Here is a 21280-nt window from a genome sequence, read left to right on the forward strand (position 1 = left end):
ACGCGCCAGGAAGGGAGAGGATGCTTTGCATTTTCGGAATTGATCGATACATTATCGGAACGCGAGGGAGGGGAGCGTGCTGGAGCGATCGACGGAACGGCTCGACATCGATCTTCTTGTCCTGCCGGACACCAATCTGATCCTGATTGCCTCGATCATCGAGCCGTTGCGCGGGGCAAACCGCATCTCCGGCAGCGAGCTCTACCGCTGGCGCATCTTCACGCCGGATGGGGCAGCAGTGCCGACGACCAGCCATATCGCCATACCTGCGCATGGGATATTCCAGACGACGACATCAGACACACCGCTCTTCGTGCTGGCGAGCTACAACTGGCGTCAAAGCGCGACGCAAAGCCTGAAGATGCAGCTATCGCAGGCGGCACGCCACCGGACGATGATCGCCGGCATCGAATCCGGCACTTGGCTGCTTGCCGAAGCGTGCCTGCTCGACGGCTTGTCGGCGACCGTCCATTGGGAGGACTACGAGGATTTCGCGCTCGCCTATCCGCAGGTATCGGCCGTCAAGGACCGGTTCGTCATCGACGGCAAGCGGCTGACGACATCAGGCTCGCTGCCGACCGTGGACCTGATGCTGGAGGTCATCCGGCGACGCCAGAGCTATTCGCTGGCGCTCGAGGTCAGCCGGCTGTTCCGCTACGAGCAGCCATCCTTTCACGCCGACGAGGCGCTATCGGCAGGCTTGCGCGTGGACGATCCCCGCGTGGCCCAGGCGGTGCGGTTGATGGAGGACAATATCGAGCAGCCGATCGTGCTGGCGCGGCTTGCACGCAGGGTCGGCATCAGTGCCCGGCACCTGCAGGACCTCTTCCAGGCGTCGATCGGTGCGCCGCCTCATATCCATTATCTTGCTCTGAGACTGAACGCAGCGCGGCGCAGGGTGATCGAGACGACGGCGTCCTTTGCCGACATAGCAGCCTCAACCGGCTTCAATTCGGCCTCCGCCTTTGCGCGAAGCTATCGGGCAAGCTATTCCGAAAGCCCCTCGGAAACGAGGCGACGGCTGAGGCGCCCCGTCAGGCAACCGGAGGCGCGGCCATAGGCTGGAAGGCGTCGCGGATCATCTCGGCAAGTTCGCGAACCGCTTCGCTCGACCGGAACGTATTGCGACGAAGCACGACCTTGGAGGAATCGATCGGCGGGAAGCCGTCCTCCGTCGTCAGTTCCCGGCAGCCGGGCGGGATATTGCTGCGCGACAACGTGGTGACGGCCAGACCGGCCGTCACTGCATTCTTCAGCCCGGAACTGGTATCGGCAATGAAGGCGACCCGGTAGTTGCGTCCGAGCTGGTGCAGCGACTTCAATGCAAACTCGCGACACCAGCTTGAGTCTCTATAGGTGGCGATCGGCAGCGGGTCGATGTCATGCAGCCGGTGGACGATCGAGGTCACCCAGACGGTCGGATCGATGCAGAGTACTTCGCCACTCATCTGATCGCTCCAGTCGAAAACGACGGCGAGATCGAGTTCGTCGCGTTCCAGGGCGGCGATGTTGCGGACGGTATAATCGCAGGAGATCGTGACCTCGACGGCGGGATGGCGCACCGCAAAGGCCGCAAGTGCGGCGGGCAGCACCGTCTGGCTATATTCCTCGGGGATGCCGATGCGGACCGGGCCTCCGAGCGGCTTGCTCCGGATCGTGGCTGCAGCCTCGCTCAAGAGATCGATGACACGTCGGGCATAGGGGACGAGCTGGACGCCTTGACGCGTCAGCACGACGCCTCGGGCGCCACGCTCGAACAGCGTCTCACCGATCGTCTCCTCCAGCTTCTTGATTGCCGCGCTGATTGCGGACTGCGTCCTGCCGACGCGCTGCGCCGCAGCCGAGAAATTGGCAGTCTCGACGACGACGAGGAAGGTTCTGAGAAGATCGCTTTCGACGGGTTCGCGCATGGGCAGCCATAGAAAAATTCGATGGCATTCATCTCTGCTATTCGTTTGTCTGATGTCAATTGCGGGTGCAGAAAGGATACGCGTTGACTTTCCTCCTTCGAGACTAACCTGCGTGACAATTGAACATCCGGCCAGGCACCTCAGTGCCGGCGAGCGCGAGAAGGGTATCCTTCTCGTCATCGGGGCGACACTTGCCTGGAGCGCCAGTGGGGTTTACTCGCGGCTCCTGACGACCRACGTCTGGACGGCAATCGCCTGGCGATCGCTGTTTGGCGGGCTGTTCCTGCTGATCCCCTGCCTATTCCTCGAAGGCGGGATCTCGCGGCGCCAATGGCGTTCGGTCTTGCATCCGTCCGGCCTGGCGATGATTGTCTGCCAGACTGTCAGCCAGGGCTGCTTCATCGGGGCCCTCTACATGACCAGCGTTGCGAATGTGACGATGATCTATTCGACAGCGCCCTTCATCGCCGCCCTGTTCGGATGGATCATCCTTAAGGAGCGGGTTGCTCGGCGAACGATGATTGCAGGTGGCGTTTCGCTATTGGGTGTTGCTGTTATCGTCGCGTCGTCGATCGGTGGCGGCACCGGGGTCGGCGACCTCTTGGCGCTCGGAATGACCGTTTCCTTTGCGCTCGTCATCATCATTCCGCGCATCAATCCCGACGTGCCGAGCCTGCCGCCGACCGTTGTCAGTGCCTTTCTGACCCTCGTCATCTTCGCTCCTTTCGGCTCGGTCGGTTCGCTCGACCTTCACAACTGGATCGTGCTGGCAGCATTCGGCGCCACCAACTTCTCACTCGCGCTTGTCCTCTTTTTGGCCGGGGCAAGACGTATGCCGCCGGCGGAAGCCGCGCTGATCGGAACGATGGAGATTGTATTGACCCCGTTCTGGGTCTGGCTCATGTTTTCCGAACAGCCGCCGGTTGCCACCTTCTTTGGCGGCGCCGTCATCCTTGGCGCCGTGCTCTGGCACACCGCAATCGATTTCGGCCGCAGCCGGCGGGCGCAGGCAGGCTAGAATGCGACGCCTGCCGGATCGTCATTTTTTGCGACATCGGTCAGGATGGCGGTTCGATGGGCCACGTTCATCTAAATGACGAGAGCGGCAATGATCTCCAGAGACCCCCTCCTGCAGCCTTTTCAACTCAAACATCTGACGCTGAAAAACCGCGTCATGTCTACGGCTCACGAGCCGGCTTACTCTGAAAACGGCATGCCGACGGATCGCTATCGGCTTTATCACAGGGAAAAAGCCAGGGGCGGTATTGCGCTTACCATGACGGCGGGATCGGCTATCGTCTCGCAAGATTCACCGGCCTCCTTCGGTAATCTCCATGCCTATCGTGATGAGATCGTGCCCTGGCTGAAGGCGCTCGCCGACGACTGTCATGAATATGGGGCAGCGGTCATGATCCAGCTGACCCATCTGGGCCGCCGCACAGGCTGGAACAAGGGTGACTGGCTGCCGGTGCTGTCAGCCTCGCCGATCCGTGAGCCGGCGCACCGGGCCTTTCCGAAAGAGGCGGAAGACTGGGATATCGAACGCATCGTCGAAGACTATGCCACAGCTGCACAGCGCATGCAGGAAGCCGGCCTCGACGGTATCGAGATCGAGGCCTATGGCCACCTGCTGGACGGCTTCTGGTCACCGGCGACCAATCGGCGCGAAGACGAATTCGGGGGATCGCTCGACAACCGCATGCGTTTTTCCGTGATGGTCACGCAGGCTATCCGCAAGGCCGTCGGACCGGATTTCATCGTCGGCATGCGCCTTGTTGCCGACGAGGACTGGGACAAGGGGCTGTCACGCGAAGAGGGCGTCGAGATCGCCTCACGATTTGCGCGATCCGGTGACATCGATTTTCTCAACATCATCCGCGGTCATATCGACAGCGATGTCGCGCTTAACGAGGTTATTCCGATTCAGGGCATGGCGTCTGCCCCGCATCTGGATTTTGCCGGCGAGGTGAGGGCGATAACCAAGTTCCCTGTCTTTCATGCTGCGCGTATCGCCGACGTGGCAACAGCCCGTCATGCGATTGCCGAGGGAAAGCTCGACATGGTCGGGATGACGCGCGCCCATATCGCCGACCCCCATATCGTGCGCAAGATTGCGGCTGGCGAGGAGGCGCGCATCCGGCCCTGCGTCGGCGCCACCTACTGTCTTGACCGGATCTATGAAGGCGGCGAAGCGCTCTGTATCCACAATGCCGCGACCGGTCGTGAAGGGCAGATTCCCCATGAGATCGCCAAAGCGGAGATCCGCCGCAAGGCCGTCGTGGTCGGTGCAGGACCGGCCGGCCTTGAGGCCGCCCGTGTGCTTGCGGAGCGTGGGCATGCGGTGGACGTTCTGGAAGCGACGGGAAAGGCCGGCGGACAGGTCAATCTTCTCATTCGAAATCCCCGACGCAAGGAGATGATAGGCATTATCGACTGGCGGCTGGCGGAACTGGAGCGGCTGGGTGTTCGCATACACTATGATGTCTACGCAGAGGCAACTAACGTTCTGGATCTTGAGCCCGACCTCGTTGTCATTGCGACCGGTGGTATCGCGCAACAGCCCGAACTCGATGCCGGCGATGAACTTGTAACCTCCTCCTGGGATATCCTTGCCGGCAGCGTCAAGGCGGCCGACACTGTACTCCTCTTCGACGACAATGGCGGACATCCGGGCATGTCGGCAGCTGAAGTGATCGCCAGAAGCGGTGCTGAGCTGGAACTCGTTTCGCCCGAACGCTTTTTCGCCCCGGAGATGGGTGGCATGAACCACGTGCCCTATGCACGGAACTTCGCGGAAAGGAACGTCAGGGTGACCATCAACACGCGTCTCAAATCCGTCCGGCGCGACGGCAACTCCCTCGTCGCGGTGCTCGGATCGGATTTTGACGACGGTGCACAATGGCAGCGGCGCGTCTCCCAGGTCGTTGTCGAACATGGCACGCTTGCCAATGACGGGCTCTATCTTGAGATGAAACCGTTTTCGCGAAATCTCGGTGCGGTGGACTATTCCGCTCTGATCGATCGTCAGCCACCGCTGCCGCAGCGCAACCGCGAGGGGCGTTTCGACCTCGTGCGGATCGGCGACGCGGTTTCCAGCCGCAACATCCATGCCGCCATCTATGATGCTCTGAGGTTATGTTCGTTGTTTTGAGCCTTAGCGACTGGCCTGCTTCCGGCTTTGTTGCCATGTCGATCAAGGGCCGGAACGACGGCAGGCTCTCGGCTCCGATTTTCAGTGCTCGCGAAATTTTAGGGCACGAACGCACCTGGAGCGGATATCGGAAGAACGAATAGCGGCCGGTTCACTGCGTTCCAGCAGCGTGGCGGGAGACATCCAATCGCCTTTCGGCAGCCATCGTCCTCCGCGGGCTCTTCCGGATCTTCAGTTGGCGGAATTGAAACTCGGTTCCGCTGCTTAGTGGGGATTTATGTCGGAGGAGGTGATCCATACCCGTCCGTCATATGCCAGTTCGCCTTCGGCGAACTTGCGATCGGCGATACTCTCATAAAGATGAAGAGACTGAAGGAGCCCTTGCATAACGTCGCCACCAGCAGGCATGGCATCGTCCGTGATGCATACGGCCTGATGCAGGTTTCCTTCCGTCATGATCAGGACAGCGTGACCGCCATAAAGGCGAATTTTACCGGGCACGGTTACGAGCGACATGGCACCCTCCTCGAAAATAGCCGGACAGTATTGCTTCGCTTCCGGGAAACTAGGGAGCTATGGTTAACGAAAGGTTAACGCTTATCAATTCAGCAATCAGGAGACGCTGCCACGGTAAAAGGTTGTAACTCAGTTCGCCGGAGGCTCCTTTCGTTTGATCCTGGGGTTTGCTGAAGGTTGAAAATGGAATGATAAAGGTCGCAAATGCCCGGCTACTGGAGGAAAGGAAGGATTTTCAGAGACATATCGCTCGTGTCCGTGGGGCCGTAGAGGCGCCCGGACTGTAGCTACTTTATCGACGCCGGATCTGAACAGACCTTAAACAATCCCGCTCCAGCGAGGTGCGAAATCATCTGGAGAAATCCCTTCCGCCGTCATCACTGAAACACCTGGTGCGTCTCGACGGGCACGAGGCCGTTGGCGTCGAGATAGAGCACGCGATCGGCCGAAGCCACGGTTTCCAGCCGGTGGGCAACGATGATGCGGGTAACGCCGAGGGCCTTGACCGAGGCGTTGACGCGTGCCTCGTTGGCGACATCCATGTGCGAGGTGCCTTCGTCGAGGAACAGCATCTTCGGCTGGCGGTAGAGGGCACGCGCCAGAAGCACGCGCTGCTTCTGGCCGCCTGACAGGCTGGAACCCATGTCACCGACCAATGTCTCGTATTGCATGGGTGTTGCCATGATCTCGTCGTGGATCGCGGCTGCCTTGGCGGCGGCAATGACGGCGTCCTGGTCCGGGCGCTCGTCGAAGAGGGCGATGTTGTCGGCAATCGAGCCGGCAAAGAGATTGTCGTCCTGCAGTACGGCGGCGATCTGGTTGTGGAAGGATTTGTAGCCGAACTGGCTGAGCGGTATGCCATCGATCAGCACGTCGCCGCTCATCGGTTCCAGAAGCCCGATCATCAGCTTCAACAGCGTGGATTTGCCCGAGCCAGAGGGACCGGTGATGGCGATGTGCTCGCCGGCACCGATCGTCAGGCCGACATCGGAGAGCACCAGCGGATCGGTTGGTGAATAGCGGTAGGAGAGATTCTTGAGCTCGATCGAACCCTTCAGCTCCGTCATCGTGTCCTGGGTCGAGCCGAAGCTGCGGTCGTCCGGTTCCAGTGCGATGTCCGACAGGCGTTCCAGATGCAGGCGTAGCATGAAGAAGGCCGTTGCCTGGTCCACGAGGTTGCCGGTCTTTTCCAGGAACTGGCCCTTGTAGGCGAGATAGGCAAAGACCATGCCGACGCTGAAGCCGCCCTGCATCACAAAGCCTATCGCAAACCAGATCGTCACGATGTTTTCCAGCCCGAAGATCAGAGCATTTGCGGTGTTCTGCCAGATGCCGACGCGCGAGACGCGGATATTGGCGTTGACGGCATCGGTTAGCAGCGTCTGCCACATGCTGTGACGCATGCTTTCCCGGTTATAGAGCCGGAAGGTTTGGATGCCTCGGATCGTCTCGATCAGGGCCGTTTGTTCCTTGCCGTGGGCGATGATGCTGCCTTCCTGCGCGCGGCGCTCCAGCGAGAAGGAAACGAGGCGCACGACGAAATAGAGGAAGAAGGCGGTAATTGCGACCAGCGCCAGCTGGGCGCTGTAGAAGAACATGATGACCAGTGTCGTCAGCGCTAGGACGCCATCGACCAGTGTCGCGGCAATGCCTTCGCTCAGCATTTTCTGGATCGGCGTCACCGATTGAAAGCGCGAGAGGATATCGCCGACCTCACGCTTCTGGAACCAATCGAGCGGCAGGCGAAAGAGCTTGCGGGCAATATTCGCGGCAATACCGAAGCCAAGGGCGGCGCCTGCGGCCAGGATGACGAAGGAGCGCAGAAAGGTTGCGGCGGCATTGAAGATCGTGAAAAGCCCGAAGCCCAACGCCAGCACGCTCAGCAGATCGTGATCGAGCGCCGGTAGCGCCGTGTCGATGCCAATCTGCAGGTAATAGGGTAGTGCCAGCACATAGACCTGGAGCACGAGGCTCAAGACCAGCACCTGCACAAAGGCGCCGGCAAGCCCGGTGATGCGGCTCCAGAGCTGCGACCAGCGCAGCGTCTCGCGCTCGCTCTTCTTCTCAAAGGTTTCGTTGGGCCTGAGCTCCAGTGCCACGCCGGTAAAGCGGCCCGACACTTCCGAGATCTTGAGCCATTCGCTGCGGCCTGCCGGATCGTGGATCAGCACCTTGCCGGCCGAAACCCGTTCGGCCACGACGTAATGGTTCATGTCCCAATGGAGGATGGCGGGAAGCGCCAGATTGGGGATCTGCTCCAGCGGCAGTTTGACGGCGCGCGGCGACAAGCCGATCTGGTCGGCGATCCTGATGAGGCTGGAGAGCGGCGCGCCGCGCAGCGAGGGTGTGAAGCGCCGGCGCATGGTCGCCAGATCAATGCTGCGGCCGTAGAAACCGGCGATCATCGCAACGCAGGCAAGGCCGCATTCGCTGACCTCCGTCTGGCGGATCAGCCGCACGCGGGCGCTGGAGAGAAAGCCTGATTGAAGGACGGCAGTGTTCACGAGGCCTCCCCTAGCGCCGCTGCAGGGCGTAGAGTGGCTCGAACAGCCATTCCAGCAGAGATTGGCGAGCGGTCGCGATGCGGGCCGAAAGCGTCATGCCGGGAAACAGCGCCTGCGGCTTGCCGTAGGCCAGGATATCCTGCCGCTCGAGCTCGATCCTGACGAGATAATTGAGGCTGGCACTGTCAGCGCCGCTGCGCGAAACCGGGCTTTTCGACAGGCTGCTGACATGGCCTCCCACTGTGCCGAAACTCTGGTAGGGGAAGGCGTCGATGGCAAGCCGTACATCCTGCCCAACCTCGACGAAGCCGATGGCGGCATTGGGCACGTCCAGCTGCGCATGCAATACCGCCTGTTCCGGCACGATGCTCATCAGCGGCTGCTGCGGATTGACGGCCTCCCCGATCTTGGCCGTCAGCCCCGATATGGTGCCGGGCACGGCGGCGCGGATGATATAGGCGCGCGACTGCTCGTTGGTCGCCATGCCGCGGTTCACGTCTTCGCGCTGCGCCTCAAGCGACGCCGTCTTCTCATTGGCGCGCGCCTTCACCTGGTCGAGCATGCGCTGAGCGTCGGAGAGATCGGAACGGCGTTCGGACAGAGTGCTTTCGATGACCGACATCTGCTGGCGGCGCTCGGTCAGGGAGTCCTCGCGCAGCAGTACGTCGCGCTGCGCCACGATGCCCTTGCTGACGAGGCCGCGGATGCGCTCCACATCGGCCTCGATCGACTTGATGAGGTCCTGCTGCAGTTCGATCTGGCCGTCGAGCTTGGCAATCTGCGTCTCGAAGCCAGCGATCTGCGCGGAAAACTGCGCCGTCTGCGCTGCCTCGTCGTTCTTCACTTCCTGCAGCTGCTCGTCGATGCTGGCATTCTGGCGCTGCAGCATCTCAGCGACTTTTTTCGAGGCGGATTCGCCGCTGACGAGATAGTCCTCGGAACGCACTGCGATCAGTTCCTGACCCTCGTTCACAGGGTCGCCATCGGCCACCATCATTTGCATGATGACACCGGCGCGGGGTGGGATAACCACTGCAATTCCCTTGTCCGGCAGGATGACGCCGGTGGCCTGGACAATGCGCGAATAGCTTGCCGTCGAGAGGAAGATCACGACGGCCGCAAGCACAACAGCCATCAGATAGCCGGTTAGATGCCAGCCCATCGGTACGGCCATGGAGACCGTTCCCGCCAGCCGCTGGGATTGTCTTTCCAGAGCTTCTCGGCGAAACAGGTTCATCTCAGCGAGGCAGGATCTTTATGGTCGGGTGAGGGCGGAGCAGGATGGCCTGTATGGACATTCACTTGGATTTTCCTCCTCTGACGTCCTTAAGGGAGCTAGGTGAAAAGGAATTTTGGTCAACCTTGAGAGGAAAAATGAAGCTTCCGATGGAAGGAACACCCTTTGGATGATGAGAATGAGGCCGGTGACCGGCCCCATGATCTTGTTAAATTCGAAAGCTCAGGTTTGCCGGGTGAGAAGTTCGTACCCTGTGAAGGCAAAGGAGCATGCCAGAAACACGATGACGGCCAGCGGATAGTTTACCGCCGCTGCCGGATCGCTGAGCTTCGGCAATCCGATCACAGAGGCCGCCGCAATGACTGCGGAAAGACCGACTTCGCTGATGATGATGCGTAGGACTGGGCTCATGGCGACACCCTCAACCTTTACTGGTTTCGGTCCAAAGCGGCGCAAAGTCTTTTTGCTTCACCATGGAGCCGATCAAGTAGCAGATCGGCTCGCCTATCAGGCGGACGATCTTGCCGGAAAACGATCCTTTGCCGCGACGGCCTGCCTGGAATGCGATTTCCTCAGCACGGGCTTTTGCCAGTGGATACATGATCCGCTCTGCGAGTGGGCTGCGCCGCATGAGGCGCACATAGGGGATCGCCCAGTAATGATAGCCGCGAATGGTGGTTTCCGACAGGTTCTCGAAAGTGAACTCGAGATCCGTCCGCCAAAGATCGCGGTCTAGCTTTCCACGCCGATAGAAATGCGTGCAGATCACGCGGCCGCTCGAGTTGCCGCTCCCGGATAATCCGCCGTTGTAGACGCTGTTCCCGGCGCCTGCGGCAAATCCGAATCCGCTGGCTATCCCGGCCTTGCCGAGGCTGCCTGTTGTCGAAAAGGTAGCGCCGGCCGCAGCCGTGCCGCCGATCATGCCGCGATCGACGTGGCCGACCCAGGAGCCGGCGCCGTTGACAGCATCTATTTCAAAGTCTTCGAGGGGAAGGATGTAGTAGTCGTTCGAATTTGCGTTAACGCTCTGAACGTCAGCCATAGGTGCCTCCGAGGTGAACAGAAATCCGCCGTTTCTAGCGAACGAGAACAAGTTTAGAGCAATCACTGCGAGCATCAACCCTTCGTGACCAATGAAATCGACGCGCGCAGCGTGTGTAAATCGTCCTTGATGCGCAATTTTTTCCTATTTCCAATGCCTTGCCAGGGCTGTCCGCCAATCGAATTTTTTTGCCCTTCCCCCAATGCAACCGGCAAGAAAGAGCTCTATTGCACGGGCTCTGGCCAGTTTCGTCTGCCATTTCGCGTAGCCGTGTGCTTCGCCGGAGAAGTAGAGAGCGCTCACCGTGCGACCGGCTTTGCGGAGCGCCATTTCATAGCGCCTGGTCTGCTCGGCGCCGACGATCGGATCGGCTTCGCCTGCCGTCAGCAGGAAGGCGCCCTGGGCACGCTCGACCTGGTTGATCGGCGAAAATTCGTGGAGCGCGCGGGCATCCGCCTCGTTGACGGGCGTGCCGAAATATCGCTCCACCTGGTCGGTGAAAAGCGCCCAGGTGGCGGGGTTGTGTTCCATCTGGAAGGGCAGATCGACGACCGGATAATCGATGATGGCGGCGGCGAAAAGCCCAGGGTCGCGGCTCATGGAGAGCGCGGCGATCATGCCGCCGAAACTTTCGCCCTGGATGGCGATGCGGTCGGGCACGGCAATGTCCTTGTCGATCAGCCATCGTGCGGCATCGGCGAGGTCGTCCTGCATGGTGCGGCCGAACTGGCGGAATCCAAGCGCCTGGAAGCGCTTTCCGAAACCGGTCGAGCCGCGATAATTGACCGAGAGCACGGCATAGCCTCTGCTTGCCAGGAAGGCCTTGTCGCGGTGGTAGCCCCAGTTCTCATGCCGCGCCGGGCCGCCATGGGCGGTGATGACTGCTGGCAACGGTGTTGCGGCCTTTTCCGGCAATGTGAGAATGGCGCTCAACTGCTCGCCGTCGCGTGTGGCGATCTCAACAGGTGTGGTTGCCGTTGTGGGCAGCGCCCGTGGCTTGGGCCCGAGCGGCTGAGTGGCTTTCGCCGCGAGATCGAAGAGCATGGGCCGCGGTTGCTGCGCGTCGAAGGAGACGGAGGCGCCGATGATCCTGCCACTCTTCGACGCGCCGGTAATTTCAAAATCGGCATGCCGGCCAGCGCTGGACAGGAGTTCGGCGAAGGCTTCGCCGCGTTTGGAGATCGGTACGAGCCGTGGAAAGCCGTTGCGGATAACGATAAGGTCGGTCGGCTCTGCAGGGTTGAGACGGATCGCATCGAGGATATCGACAGCGTCGCTGCCGGCGATTGCGGTTTCCCGCCCGGTTGCGGGATCGATGTCGACGAGGGTGATCTTGTCGCGGCCGCGGTTCGACAGCGCCTCGTAGCGGAGGCCATGCGGATCGACATTCCAGATGATCAGCGTTTCCTCGGGTTTCAGTGCMGCAATCTCTTTCCAGCTGTCGTCGGCAAGCCTTGCGATATAGCGCCTGACGCCATCCTCGCCGCGCTCGACGCGCAGGCAGGGCAAAAGATCGGCATCGATCAGCCAGCTTTCCGTGCGCCCGGAATTTTCCTCGAGCAGTTGCCGTGCCGTGCCGTCGGCAAGCGTCGTGTAGAGATCGGTGAAGGCGGGGCTGCGGTCGTGCGAGATGACGGCCTGTCTTGCACCGGCGGCGGACGGCTCCGCGATGATCTGCCAGGTTTGGAAACCCTGCGGCGTGACGTCGATGCGTTCGTTCGGATGTCTGGGGTCCACCTCGAACAGCCGGTCCCCCTCCGTCAGCAACAGCCGGTTGGTGTAGCTGCGCCAGGAGAAATGCAGCAGGGGTCCGGAAAAGCTGGCAAAGGCCTTGGGCGGTTTTGCTGTAATCTCGCCGATGAAAACCGTCGGGTGTCCGCCCTTCGTGCCCCACCAGGCCAGCAGCGTTTCATCGAAGCTTGGTTCATATCCCCAGCTTGCCCCGGGATCGGCGTAAAAGCGGCTGGCTGAAATCAAACGATCACGCTTTCTGACGATGGAGCCAATCGGCCACTTGTGGGTGCGGACCGATCTCTGGTGGCTCCTCGCCTGACGGCGAAGAGCCCGAGTGATCTGAAAAAGGAACTGTCTCAGGCTGTTGCGAGCCTGTAGATGCCGTAGGCTCCGAGGCCTGCCGCTCCGACGGCAAGAGCGCCGACCCCGAAGGTCGATAGACCGACCCCGGCACCGATTGCCGCGGCATAACCCATCGCCCCGCCGCCGGCCAATGCGGCCGCGCCGTCGATATAGCTTCTGACGAAGCCAGTAACGGAAGCGCCGCCGGAAACATGATCGATTTCGCTGTGCGAAAGTTCTTTGATTCCCTTCACTTAACTCACCATTCGTTTGTTTCAGCAAGGTAGTCGAAAGCACAACTGCGCGTAGGAAAAGCTAGTGGCCGGTGGGGGAGAGTCAACCTTCAATGGTTGGTTTTGCCCCACCGCACCGCGGCGGGGGCGAGAGGAATTGCCCGGCAAGACGACTCCCGATCGTTTCCGTCCGGCGCGATATCGCAGTCCGGTCAAACGGCGGATAGGAAGACCATCATTGGTGGTCCGCTTGCGGATGTGCAGCCACGCCCGAGAGGTTAGCGGCGCGAAGCTGCTGATTGGACGATTGATCGGGTGAGAGATTGAGCCATCGTCCTGCCCGTTATCCGCAGCGTTGCAGATTGGCTGGATGCGTAATCATCGAGCTTGCTGGTGAGACCACTGCTTGCCCGTTATTCCAGCGGGACGAACAGGCCGAGCTTGACGTCCCGCAGCACGACATTCGTGTGCATGCGGCGGATCTGTGGGTTTTCCGCCATGATCAGCGCCGCGATGTCGTCATAATGCTCGACGTCGCGGGCGGTGACGATCGCGATCAAATCGACCGCGCCTGTGACGTAATAGACCTGCTGTATATGATCCTGCTTTTCCGCCCAGTGGCGGAACTTCGCCAAAGCGTCGTAATTGTCCCGCTCGATTTCCATCCCGACGATGAACACCATCGATGTCCCCGTCGCCTTGCGGTCGACGACGGCCACCTCCGCCTTGATCACCCCGTCCTCGCGCAGCCGCTTCAACCGCCTTTGCACGGCCGAGACAGACAGTCCAACCCGTTCGGCGATCGTTTCGGCTTTCAGCTGGCAGTCGCGCTGAACGATATCGAGAATGTCACGGTCAAAGCGATCCAGTTGTTCCATTGTCCAGTCCAATTGTTGCTGCGGCACTTCACGTATTCTGCCGTATTTGCCGCACGGGGAAGATTATTTTGCACAAAATATGCAGAATGGATGAAAATTGCGCGAAAAAGCCGCGTTATTTTATCATTATCCTTCGCAAATTCAGTTCAACCGGAACCATGCATGTCGGATCAACCCTTTCCTGCTCTTCGTGTCGAAGATCTCCATAAAAGCTTCGGCGCGCAACAGGTTCTCAAGGGCATTTCGACTGAGGCCCACAAGTCCGATGTGATTTCGATCATCGGTTCGTCGGGCTCCGGCAAGAGCACCTTCCTCAGATGCATCAATTTCCTGGAAATGCCGGATCGCGGCCGGATTGCGGTCAACGGCGAGGAGATTTCGCTGAAGATCGGTAGGGGCGGACGGCTGCAGCCGCGCAACTGGCGGCAGATCGAGCGGCTGCGAACCGGGCTGGGGATGGTCTTCCAGAGTTTCAATCTCTGGGCTCATCGGACGGTGCTGGAAAACGTCATCGAGGCGCCGGTGCACGTGATGGGCATTTCGCGGCGCGAGGCTGTCGAAAAGGCCGAGGCCCTGCTCGATAAGGTCGGGCTTTTCGATAAACGCGACGCCTATCCCGCTTTCTTATCCGGTGGTCAGCAACAGCGCGCGGCGATTGCAAGAGCGCTCTGCGTGGACCCTGACGTCATGCTGTTTGACGAGCCGACATCGGCGCTTGATCCGGAGCTGGTCGGCGAGGTTCTCAAGGTCATCCGTGATCTCGCGGAAGAAGGCCGGACCATGCTGATCGTCACGCATGAAATGCGCTTCGCCCGGGATGTGTCGAGCCGTGTTCTCTTCCTGCATCAGGGACGGATAGAGGAGGAAGGCCCGCCTGAGCAAGTATTCGGGGCGCCGGTGAGCGCCCGTTGCCGGGAATTTACCGGTCTCAGCGCCCACTGATGCGCGAACTCTCATCGATAACACAAACCAGGAGAATCCTGCGAATGAAGCTGATCCCCACTCTTGTCGCCGGCGTTGCACTTGCGCTTTCCGCCGTCGCCGCGCAGGCCGAAGTCCGCTTCGGCGTCATGAACGAATCCTATCCGCCCTTCTTCGCCAAGGATGCCTCCGGCCAATGGCAGGGATGGGAGATCGACCTCATGAATGCTGTCTGCGAAGAGTTGAAGGAGAAATGCTCGATCGTCGACATTTCCTGGGATGGCCTCATTCCGGCTCTGCAGAGCAAGAAGTTCGACGTGATCTGGTCGTCGATGTCGAACACCGCGGAACGCTCGAAGGTGATCGACTTCACCGACAAGTACTATAACACGCCGAGCACCCTGATCGGTCCCAAGGACCAGAAGCCGGGCGCCACCGCCGAGGACGTGAAGGGCAAGACCATCGGCATCCAGGTGTCGACGATCCAGTCGGCATATTACAAGAAGTATTTCGCCGGGGCCGCGGAGGAGAAGACCTACCAGACGCTCGACGAGGCTTTTCAGGACCTCGCTTCTGGCCGTATCGACTATGTTTTCGGCGATTCACTGGCGCTTGACGCTTTCCTGAAAAGCGATGGCGGCAAGGATTGCTGCGCCAAGATGGGTGACGTCGCCGACGACAGGGAAATTCTCGGAGCTGGCGTTTCGGGCGGCCTGCGCAAGGAAGACACGGAGCTGAAAGCCAAGCTGAACGCGGCGATATCGGCAGTCCGGACCAGCGGCCAGTATGACGCCATTACCAAGAAATACTTCGATTTCGACATCTACGGCGCAAAGTAAGCAGTCCTGATAATGGCGACCGCGCAACAAGGTATTCTGGACCTGCTGTCTCCCTATCCTCCGGGATGGGGCGGCGTTCTCTTGGCAGGTGCGGTCTCCACGGTCGCCATCTCGGCCTGCGCCTTCGCGATCGGCCTGCTGCTTGGCATGGGCGGCGCGCTTGGAAAGCTTTCGGGCAACCGCGTGCTCCGCTTGCTGCTCGATTTCTATACCACCGTGATCCGCGCTGTTCCGGAGCTGATCCTGATCGTCGGGCTTTACTATGCCGGCACCGATGGCCTCAACCGGCTCCTGGCCGCGTTGGATCTGCCGCCCGTCAATGTGAACGGCTTCGTCGCGGCCGTCGCGGTGCTGGGCTTCGTGCAGGGCGCCTATATGACGGAGGTGCTGCGCGGCGCGATCCTCGCCATTCCCATTGGCCAGATCGAGGCCGCCAAGGCCTTCGGCATGGGGCCGGTGCTGCGGTTCCGCCGGGTCCTGCTGCCGGCGCTCTTGCCGAACGCCCTGCCGGGTCTTGCCAATCTGTGGATGTCGGTCACCAAGGACAGCGCGCTGGTTGCGGTCGTCGGCTATCAGGAACTGGCGCTCGCCACCCGCCTTGCCGGGGCAAGCACCAAGCACTACTTCGTCTTTTTCCTCGCTTCGGCCCTTCTCTACCTCGCCATCACGCTCGTTTCCAACGTCGTCGTCAAACTGATCGAAGGACGGGTACGGCGGGGGCAGCCGCGCCTTGCCTGAGGAACGCGTCTCATGAATTTCACCTGGATCTCTTCCTATTGGCCACTGCTTCTGACGGGCGCCTGGCAGACGGTTTGCCTGCTGGTGATTTCCGTCATATTCGGCTTCGTCATCGCCATCGGCCTCGCCTTCGCGCAGGTCAGCGGCGGCAGGCTGACACGGCTGCTCGCCCGCGGCTACTGCACCTTCTTCCGAGGCACGCCGCTGCTGATACAGCTGTGGCTTCTCTACTATGGGGTGGGATCGCTGCTTCCCATGATCCCCGGCATCCGCCAGAGCCTGTTCTGGCCGGTCTTGCGCGAGGGCTTCTTCTTCGCCGCCGTCAGTTTCACGCTGAACTATGCCGCCTATGAGGCCGAGGTGTTGCGCGGCGCGCTGCTTGCCGTTCCCAAGGGGGAGCTCGAAGCCGGCCGGGCCTTCGGCCTGTCGCCCTGGAAGCTGACCCGGCGCATCTGGCTGCCGCGCGCCATTCGCATCGCCCTGCCGACGATTGCGGGAGAGATCGTCATGCAGCTCAAAGCGACGCCGCTCGCCTTCACGGTGACGGTGATGGACCTCTATGCCGTGGCAAACAAGGTCCGGCAGGACACCCTGCTCGTCTACGAACCGCTGCTGGTAGTCACCCTCTTCTATCTCGCCCTGACCGCAATAATCGCCCGCGTTTTTCGAGGTCTCGAAGCGCAGGTGCCGGTTCGCCGCTAGGCCGACGGAATAGTATCGGCCATGAACGACTGCGCGCACGAACCACGCACACCCAGCCCAATTTATTTTGAAAAGCCCGCAGCCGGTGACGGCGCGACAGCCTGAATGGAGAACCCTTTATGAGCACGACCCGAATTCTCGATGGCGGTATGAGCCGCGAGCTGCTGCGACTGGGCGCGGAATTGAAACAGCCGGAATGGTCGGCACTGGCGCTGATCAACGCGCCGGATATCGTGCGTGAGGTCCATAAGGAATTCATCGCCGCAGGCTCGCAGATCATTACGACGAACAGCTATGCGCTCGTGCCCTTCCATATCGGTGAGGACCGGTTCCAGAGAGAGGGCGCGGCATTGATCCGCCTCGCCGGTCGCCTGGCGCGCGAGGCGGCCGATACCGTCGCGGATCGGAAGGTGCTGGTCGCCGGTTCGCTGCCGCCGATCTTCGGTTCCTATGAGCCGCAGAATTTTCAGCCTTCGCGCGTGCAGGATTATCTCAAAGTGCTCGTCGAAAACCTCAATCCTTTCGTCGATGTATGGCTCGGCGAGACGCTAAGCCTGATCGCCGAGGGCGAGGCCGTCCGCAAGGCGGTGGCGGCAACAGGCAAACCGTTCTGGATCGCATTCACATTGGCGGATGATGAGGCAGACATCGAAAGTGGCGAGCGGAAGCTTCGCTCCGGCGAAAGCGTCGAGGACGCAGCATCCTGGGCAGTGTCATCGGGTGCCGAAGCCTTCCTGTTCAATTGCAGCAAGCCCGAGGTCATGCAGGCGGCCGTAGAGACGGCGGCGCGCGTGTTCCGGAAGGCGGACGTTCACCTCGAAATCGGCGTCTACGCCAATGCCTTCGAGGGGGAGCAGGGCGACGCAGCCGCCAATGAAGGCCTGCACGACACCCGCAACGATCTGAATGACGATGCCTATTCGCGTTATGCCTGTTCCTGGGCCGAAGCGGGTGCGACAATAATCGGCGGCTGCTGCGGCATCGGCGCTGCTCATATTCATCGCTTGAGGAAGACGTTTTTGGACTGAGGCATCTGCCGACGATATTCGTATTTGCTGGGCAAGGAGCGCGAAGGAGGGATCTGCGGCAAACCGTCAGCGGCCGGAGATCGGGAATATGTTGACCCCCGTCAGTTCCGCCAGTTTGTCCATCAACATGTCCTGATAGGCGAGGTCGGTGACCTGTCGCGCTGGCTGGCGTCGCTGGCGGTGATGCCAGTATCCGCCAGTGACCTGCGCCTCCTTATCCTGGCTAGTTGCGAGCCAAGTCTGCGTTTCATGCCCCATCTCCAGACTGTCCGGCGCTCCGGCCCCGCCCATTTTCGTCGGCACCCAGCCTGGATCGACGGCATTGCTGAGCACATCAGGCCAATGTCGCGCGACTGCCGCGGCGAGTGCCGCCACGTGAAGCTTGCTTTCGGAATAGGCCCGGCTTGCGTTCCAGGTGCGGGCTGTCCAGTCGATATCCTCAAGGGTGCCGTCGCTATTCTGGTGCATGCCGCTCGTCAGGTACACAAGGCGAGCAGGTCGATCGATCAAGGCGGTCAGCAGATAGGGTGCCAGGGTGTTGACGGCCAGGATTCCAGCGTGACCTTCCGGCGTATTCCCGCGGCCTCTCTCTGCGTAGATACCGGCGTTGTGAATTACGGCGTCCATAGGCCCGATCCGGTTGACCTGATCTGCTATGGATCTGGTCTCGGCATCGCTGGCAAGGTCGCCGATAGCGACGGAGACAGACTTGCCCATGAGATCGCCGACGGTTCGAGCGCGTTCCTCTGATCGCGCGTGCAGGACGACCTCATGGCCATTTTCGATAAGGACGCGGGCTGCAGCTAACCCAAGGCCATCTGTTGATCCTGTGATGAAGATTCGGCTCATGGTTCACCTTTCGATTGGGTTCGCTGATCTTGGTCGTCGCAGAGATGTGTCGCCCGCCGCACCCATCGATATCGCTTCATATGTGCAAAGAACAATCCCGACTCGCGAGCAGGCCAATGTTCTCGCAAGGCTGACGACACCCCTGGATTGCCATCGGACAGGTCGCCTCGTGACGCATCTCGTCTCTGCTGGAACGAAGAACTGACGGCCGGTTAGAACCGAGCCCGGCGACGCCCGAACCATTTGGCTACTGGACTGTTTCATCCTTGGAGCACAAACGTCAACCGACGGTTTGCCTCTTCCGGCCTCGACGGACGTCAGCACCCGACGAGAGCCGCAAAACTGATTTCTACCGCCCGTCAGGGGCCTCAGGGGAGGCACGACCATGCTTGTGCGATGGCAAACCTTGCCCGACGGCRCGAAAACGCCGGCGATGAAAGGATCGGCCATGAACAATAGCGACGACGCCCCGCCAGATGTGGCCGCGACAGATCCCGGCGAAGCGGTGGCCTTTCCGTTCGACAGGATGACGGTCCAGCGATTTCGGGAAACATTCCCCCGCGCACGATGGAGCGAGGAGAAAAATGCCTGGCTCGTTCCCGGAACCACAGCCCGACGCCGCATTGATCGCTGGCTTGCGCGCGAGGCCTCCCGAAGAGACCTCTTTGCCGACGAAAGAGGACGCGACGCCTATGCGTTCGAACCGATCCTCAGCCCCTATCTGAAGGTTGGCGATACGGGTTTCCACATCCGCACGCCCTATTCCCGTACAGTGGTGAGCGAACTTCGGCAGATCCCTTTTGCCCGCTGGGATGGAGAGCGCCATATCTGGATAGTGCCTTTCGGCTCATACGACGATCTGCAGCATCGCTGGCAGAGGATCGAGGAAGCCGCCAGGCGCAACGAGCCTGATGAACGGCGAAGGCGCGCTGCGGAGCGAAAAGGCACCGAGCAAGACCGTGCAGCCCGTCGTCGTTCGGCCGAACGACGACGTCGTCGTCTCCCTCTGCCTGCCCGACCTGCCGCCATCTCAGCGTCCCATCGCAACCTCGTTCTATGGGATCGTGGTGATCGTTGACGTGACTGGTGAACTGGTTGCGCCTGACATTGCAGACGAATTCTACCCGGAAGCGGCTCACGATCGGGTCTGGGCCGCGTGGCGCGTCGCTACTCTGGAAGAACTCGTGCATGCATGGCCGGCGAGATCCGTACCAGGTGACTACGAGAGGCATCGCGGCTGGTGGCAGCCGACAATCCATGAACTGCGCGATGCGCGCAAGACGGCCCGATCACGCGAGCGGCGGGCAGCGAGACAGGAGAGGACATAAACCGTTTGAGCATGATGTGGGCCGGGACCCGCGGAAAGCGGCGGGTCGCGCGTACCCGAAAAGCCCGGCAGCATCGCCGGGCTTCGAATTTTCGCTTGTTACGGATTGCCACTCGCTGGCGGTGCCGCGGGGGCGGGGGCTCCGTTGTTTGCAGCCGGCGCAGACGGTGCTGCCGGGGCGACAGGGGCTGGAGCAGGCTGCAGCTCGCCCTGAGTGGTTGCGGCTGTCGTCTGCGGATCAGTCGTCGGGGCCATGTAGTTGTAGTAGGCGAATCCTGCGATGGCCACGACTGCGATCACGAGGATAAGGCCCCATGATGAGCGGCGCCGGTGGATTGGCGTCGTTCGCAGGTCGGGATTGCGGCCGGGGCCGCCGAGGGGGTCGTTCGGTGTGAATGCCATGGTGTTTTCCTCCATTAGCCTGCAGAGAAAAGCATCTTAGCGGCCCTTTTGTTCCAAAACGCGTGAAAGTCGCGCGCAGGAACGGTCCGAACCGCCGGACCCGAAGGCCTACGGAGGACGAAATCTCCGGCGGCGACAGGCCGCTCGCCTCAATCAGGGAACCCGCGGACGCATTGCCGTGGAACCTATTTCGTGCGCGGCAAGTTCATCGGTCATGAAAACGCTCGTGTTTCTATCGATGGTCGCAATCCTTGGTATCGGCAATGCCGAGGCGGCGGAAATTTCGCCTAATGCCATCAATGCCGCATCACTTTCCGCCGTAGCGCAGGGTCGGTCGTCCGCGCCGGTAACCGATCCGGATCCCGCGATTGTGCGCCTTCAGGTGCTTCTCGACCGTGCCGGTGCATCGCCGGGCGTGATCGACGGGGTTTACGGAGAAAACGTGATCAAGGCTCTGGCCGGTTTCGAGACCATGATCGGACTGCCATCCGATGGGAAAATCGACCCCGCGGTCATCGGTCAGCTGGAAGCCGGTGGGCCGATCATCGGACGCTATACGGTTACGGTCGAGGACGCTCAGGGTCTGGTAGACCATATTCCCGAAGACTATGGCGAGAAGGCCGAAATGGCCAGCATGGGCTATACGAGCGTCGCCGAAAAACTCGCCGAGCGATTTCATATGGATGTCGATCTTTTGAACGCGCTCAATCGCGGCTCCGATTTTGCAACCGGCGCAACGATTTACGTGGCGATGCCGGGTGCTCGACGAGAGGCAAGGATTGATCATATCGAGGCCGACAAGAAACGAGGACAGTTGGCCGCGTATGGCGAGGACGGAGTGCTACTCGCCATCTATCCGGCGACCGTCGGCAGCGACGACAATCCGTCACCAAAAGGGACGCACAAGGTCAAGGGCGTGGCCAGGAT

General features: G+C 60.8%; 20 protein-coding genes and 1 pseudogene. 10 read left to right on the forward strand and 11 right to left on the reverse strand.

The window, feature by feature from the left end; genetic code table 11:
- Positions 1-76 precede the first annotated feature (76 nt).
- Positions 77-1060, forward strand: a complete 984-nt coding sequence (locus AC1D35_RS21455; protein WP_477852111.1) for a GlxA family transcriptional regulator — start codon at positions 77-79, stop codon at positions 1058-1060.
- Here AC1D35_RS21455 and AC1D35_RS21460 read toward each other — a convergent pair.
- Positions 1035-1910 (reverse strand): LysR family transcriptional regulator, encoded by an 876-nt coding sequence (locus tag AC1D35_RS21460; protein WP_477852110.1) that lies wholly within the window; start codon positions 1908-1910, stop codon positions 1035-1037. The two genes, AC1D35_RS21455 and AC1D35_RS21460, sit on opposite strands and share 26 nt — an antisense overlap.
- Before the next feature lie 112 nt (positions 1911-2022).
- Between AC1D35_RS21460 and AC1D35_RS21465 the strand changes: the two genes are divergently transcribed.
- Together AC1D35_RS21465 and AC1D35_RS21470 are read left to right on the forward strand one after the other, a co-directional pair.
- Positions 2023-2928, forward strand: a complete 906-nt coding sequence (locus AC1D35_RS21465) for a DMT family transporter (RefSeq protein ID WP_477940008.1) — start codon at positions 2023-2025, stop codon at positions 2926-2928.
- Positions 2929-3018: 90 nt separating this feature from the next.
- Positions 3019-5061, forward strand: coding sequence for an oxidoreductase (locus tag AC1D35_RS21470; RefSeq protein WP_477940011.1), 2043 nt, complete (start codon positions 3019-3021; stop codon positions 5059-5061).
- A gap of 264 nt (positions 5062-5325) precedes the next feature.
- On the opposite strand, the gene AC1D35_RS21475 is transcribed toward AC1D35_RS21470, so the two are convergent.
- The 8 genes from AC1D35_RS21475 to AC1D35_RS21510 all read right to left on the reverse strand — a co-directional run bounded on the left by AC1D35_RS21475 (position 5326) and on the right by AC1D35_RS21510 (position 13547).
- Entirely contained in the window at positions 5326-5577 is a 252-nt protein-coding gene (locus tag AC1D35_RS21475; protein WP_113309050.1) for a hypothetical protein, read from the reverse strand.
- A gap of 377 nt (positions 5578-5954) precedes the next feature.
- Positions 5955-8081, reverse strand: coding sequence for a peptidase domain-containing ABC transporter (locus tag AC1D35_RS21480; protein ID WP_477852106.1), 2127 nt, complete (start codon positions 8079-8081; stop codon positions 5955-5957).
- Positions 8082-8091: 10 nt separating this feature from the next.
- On the reverse strand, positions 8092-9255 hold the full coding sequence (locus AC1D35_RS21485) for a beta-barrel domain-containing protein (RefSeq protein ID WP_477832218.1): 1164 nt from the start codon (positions 9253-9255) through the stop codon (positions 8092-8094).
- Positions 9256-9540: 285 nt separating this feature from the next.
- A complete protein-coding gene (locus AC1D35_RS21490) occupies positions 9541-9729 on the reverse strand; it encodes a hypothetical protein (protein WP_113298651.1) in 189 nt (62 codons plus the stop codon).
- Positions 9730-9739: 10 nt separating this feature from the next.
- A complete protein-coding gene (locus tag AC1D35_RS21495) occupies positions 9740-10435 on the reverse strand; it encodes a hypothetical protein (RefSeq protein WP_477852105.1) in 696 nt (231 codons plus the stop codon).
- A gap of 69 nt (positions 10436-10504) precedes the next feature.
- Complete coding sequence (locus tag AC1D35_RS21500; protein ID WP_477852104.1) at positions 10505-12337, reverse strand: alpha/beta hydrolase family protein; 1833 nt, start codon at positions 12335-12337, stop codon at positions 10505-10507.
- A gap of 113 nt (positions 12338-12450) precedes the next feature.
- Positions 12451-12690 (reverse strand): Blp family class II bacteriocin, encoded by a 240-nt coding sequence (locus AC1D35_RS21505; RefSeq protein ID WP_477852103.1) that lies wholly within the window; start codon positions 12688-12690, stop codon positions 12451-12453.
- A 392-nt stretch (positions 12691-13082) separates the two neighbouring features.
- Positions 13083-13547, reverse strand: coding sequence for an Lrp/AsnC family transcriptional regulator (locus AC1D35_RS21510; protein ID WP_477852102.1), 465 nt, complete (start codon positions 13545-13547; stop codon positions 13083-13085).
- 162 nt (positions 13548-13709) lie between these two features.
- Here AC1D35_RS21510 and AC1D35_RS21515 point away from each other — a divergent pair, with 162 nt between their 5' ends.
- The 5 genes from AC1D35_RS21515 (at position 13710) to AC1D35_RS21535 (ending at position 17775) form a co-directional block, all read left to right on the forward strand.
- Positions 13710-14489 (forward strand): ABC transporter ATP-binding protein, encoded by a 780-nt coding sequence (locus AC1D35_RS21515; protein ID WP_477852100.1) that lies wholly within the window; start codon positions 13710-13712, stop codon positions 14487-14489.
- A 44-nt stretch (positions 14490-14533) separates the two neighbouring features.
- Positions 14534-15307 (forward strand): transporter substrate-binding domain-containing protein, encoded by a 774-nt coding sequence (locus tag AC1D35_RS21520; RefSeq protein WP_477940015.1) that lies wholly within the window; start codon positions 14534-14536, stop codon positions 15305-15307.
- 12 nt (positions 15308-15319) lie between these two features.
- Positions 15320-16045 (forward strand): ABC transporter permease subunit, encoded by a 726-nt coding sequence (locus AC1D35_RS21525; protein ID WP_113298657.1) that lies wholly within the window; start codon positions 15320-15322, stop codon positions 16043-16045.
- A gap of 12 nt (positions 16046-16057) precedes the next feature.
- Entirely contained in the window at positions 16058-16747 is a 690-nt protein-coding gene (locus tag AC1D35_RS21530; RefSeq protein WP_477852097.1) for an ABC transporter permease, read from the forward strand.
- Positions 16748-16866: 119 nt separating this feature from the next.
- The gene (locus tag AC1D35_RS21535) at positions 16867-17775 is read left to right on the forward strand and encodes a homocysteine S-methyltransferase family protein (protein WP_113309060.1); all 909 of its coding nucleotides are present in this window, start codon (positions 16867-16869) and stop codon (positions 17773-17775) included.
- Between the two features lie 66 nt (positions 17776-17841).
- Here the strand turns inward: AC1D35_RS21535 and AC1D35_RS21540 are convergent, their stop codons facing one another.
- Positions 17842-18624: an SDR family NAD(P)-dependent oxidoreductase gene (locus AC1D35_RS21540; protein WP_477852095.1), complete on the reverse strand. Its 783-nt coding sequence runs from the start codon at positions 18622-18624 to the stop codon at positions 17842-17844.
- Between the two features lie 448 nt (positions 18625-19072).
- Between AC1D35_RS21540 and AC1D35_RS21545 the strand changes: the two are divergent.
- Positions 19073-19952 (forward strand): annotated as a pseudogene (locus AC1D35_RS21545) (hypothetical protein).
- Positions 19953-20050: 98 nt separating this feature from the next.
- Here AC1D35_RS21545 and AC1D35_RS21550 read toward each other — a convergent pair.
- Positions 20051-20353, reverse strand: a complete 303-nt coding sequence (locus AC1D35_RS21550; protein ID WP_113298661.1) for a hypothetical protein — start codon at positions 20351-20353, stop codon at positions 20051-20053.
- A gap of 214 nt (positions 20354-20567) precedes the next feature.
- Here AC1D35_RS21550 and AC1D35_RS21555 point away from each other — a divergent pair.
- Positions 20568-21280: peptidoglycan-binding protein (locus AC1D35_RS21555; RefSeq protein WP_477940018.1), on the forward strand; the 713-nt coding region annotated here is incomplete at its 3' end.

The sequence above is a fragment of the Rhizobium sp. P1_E6 genome, from assembly GCF_056405875.1.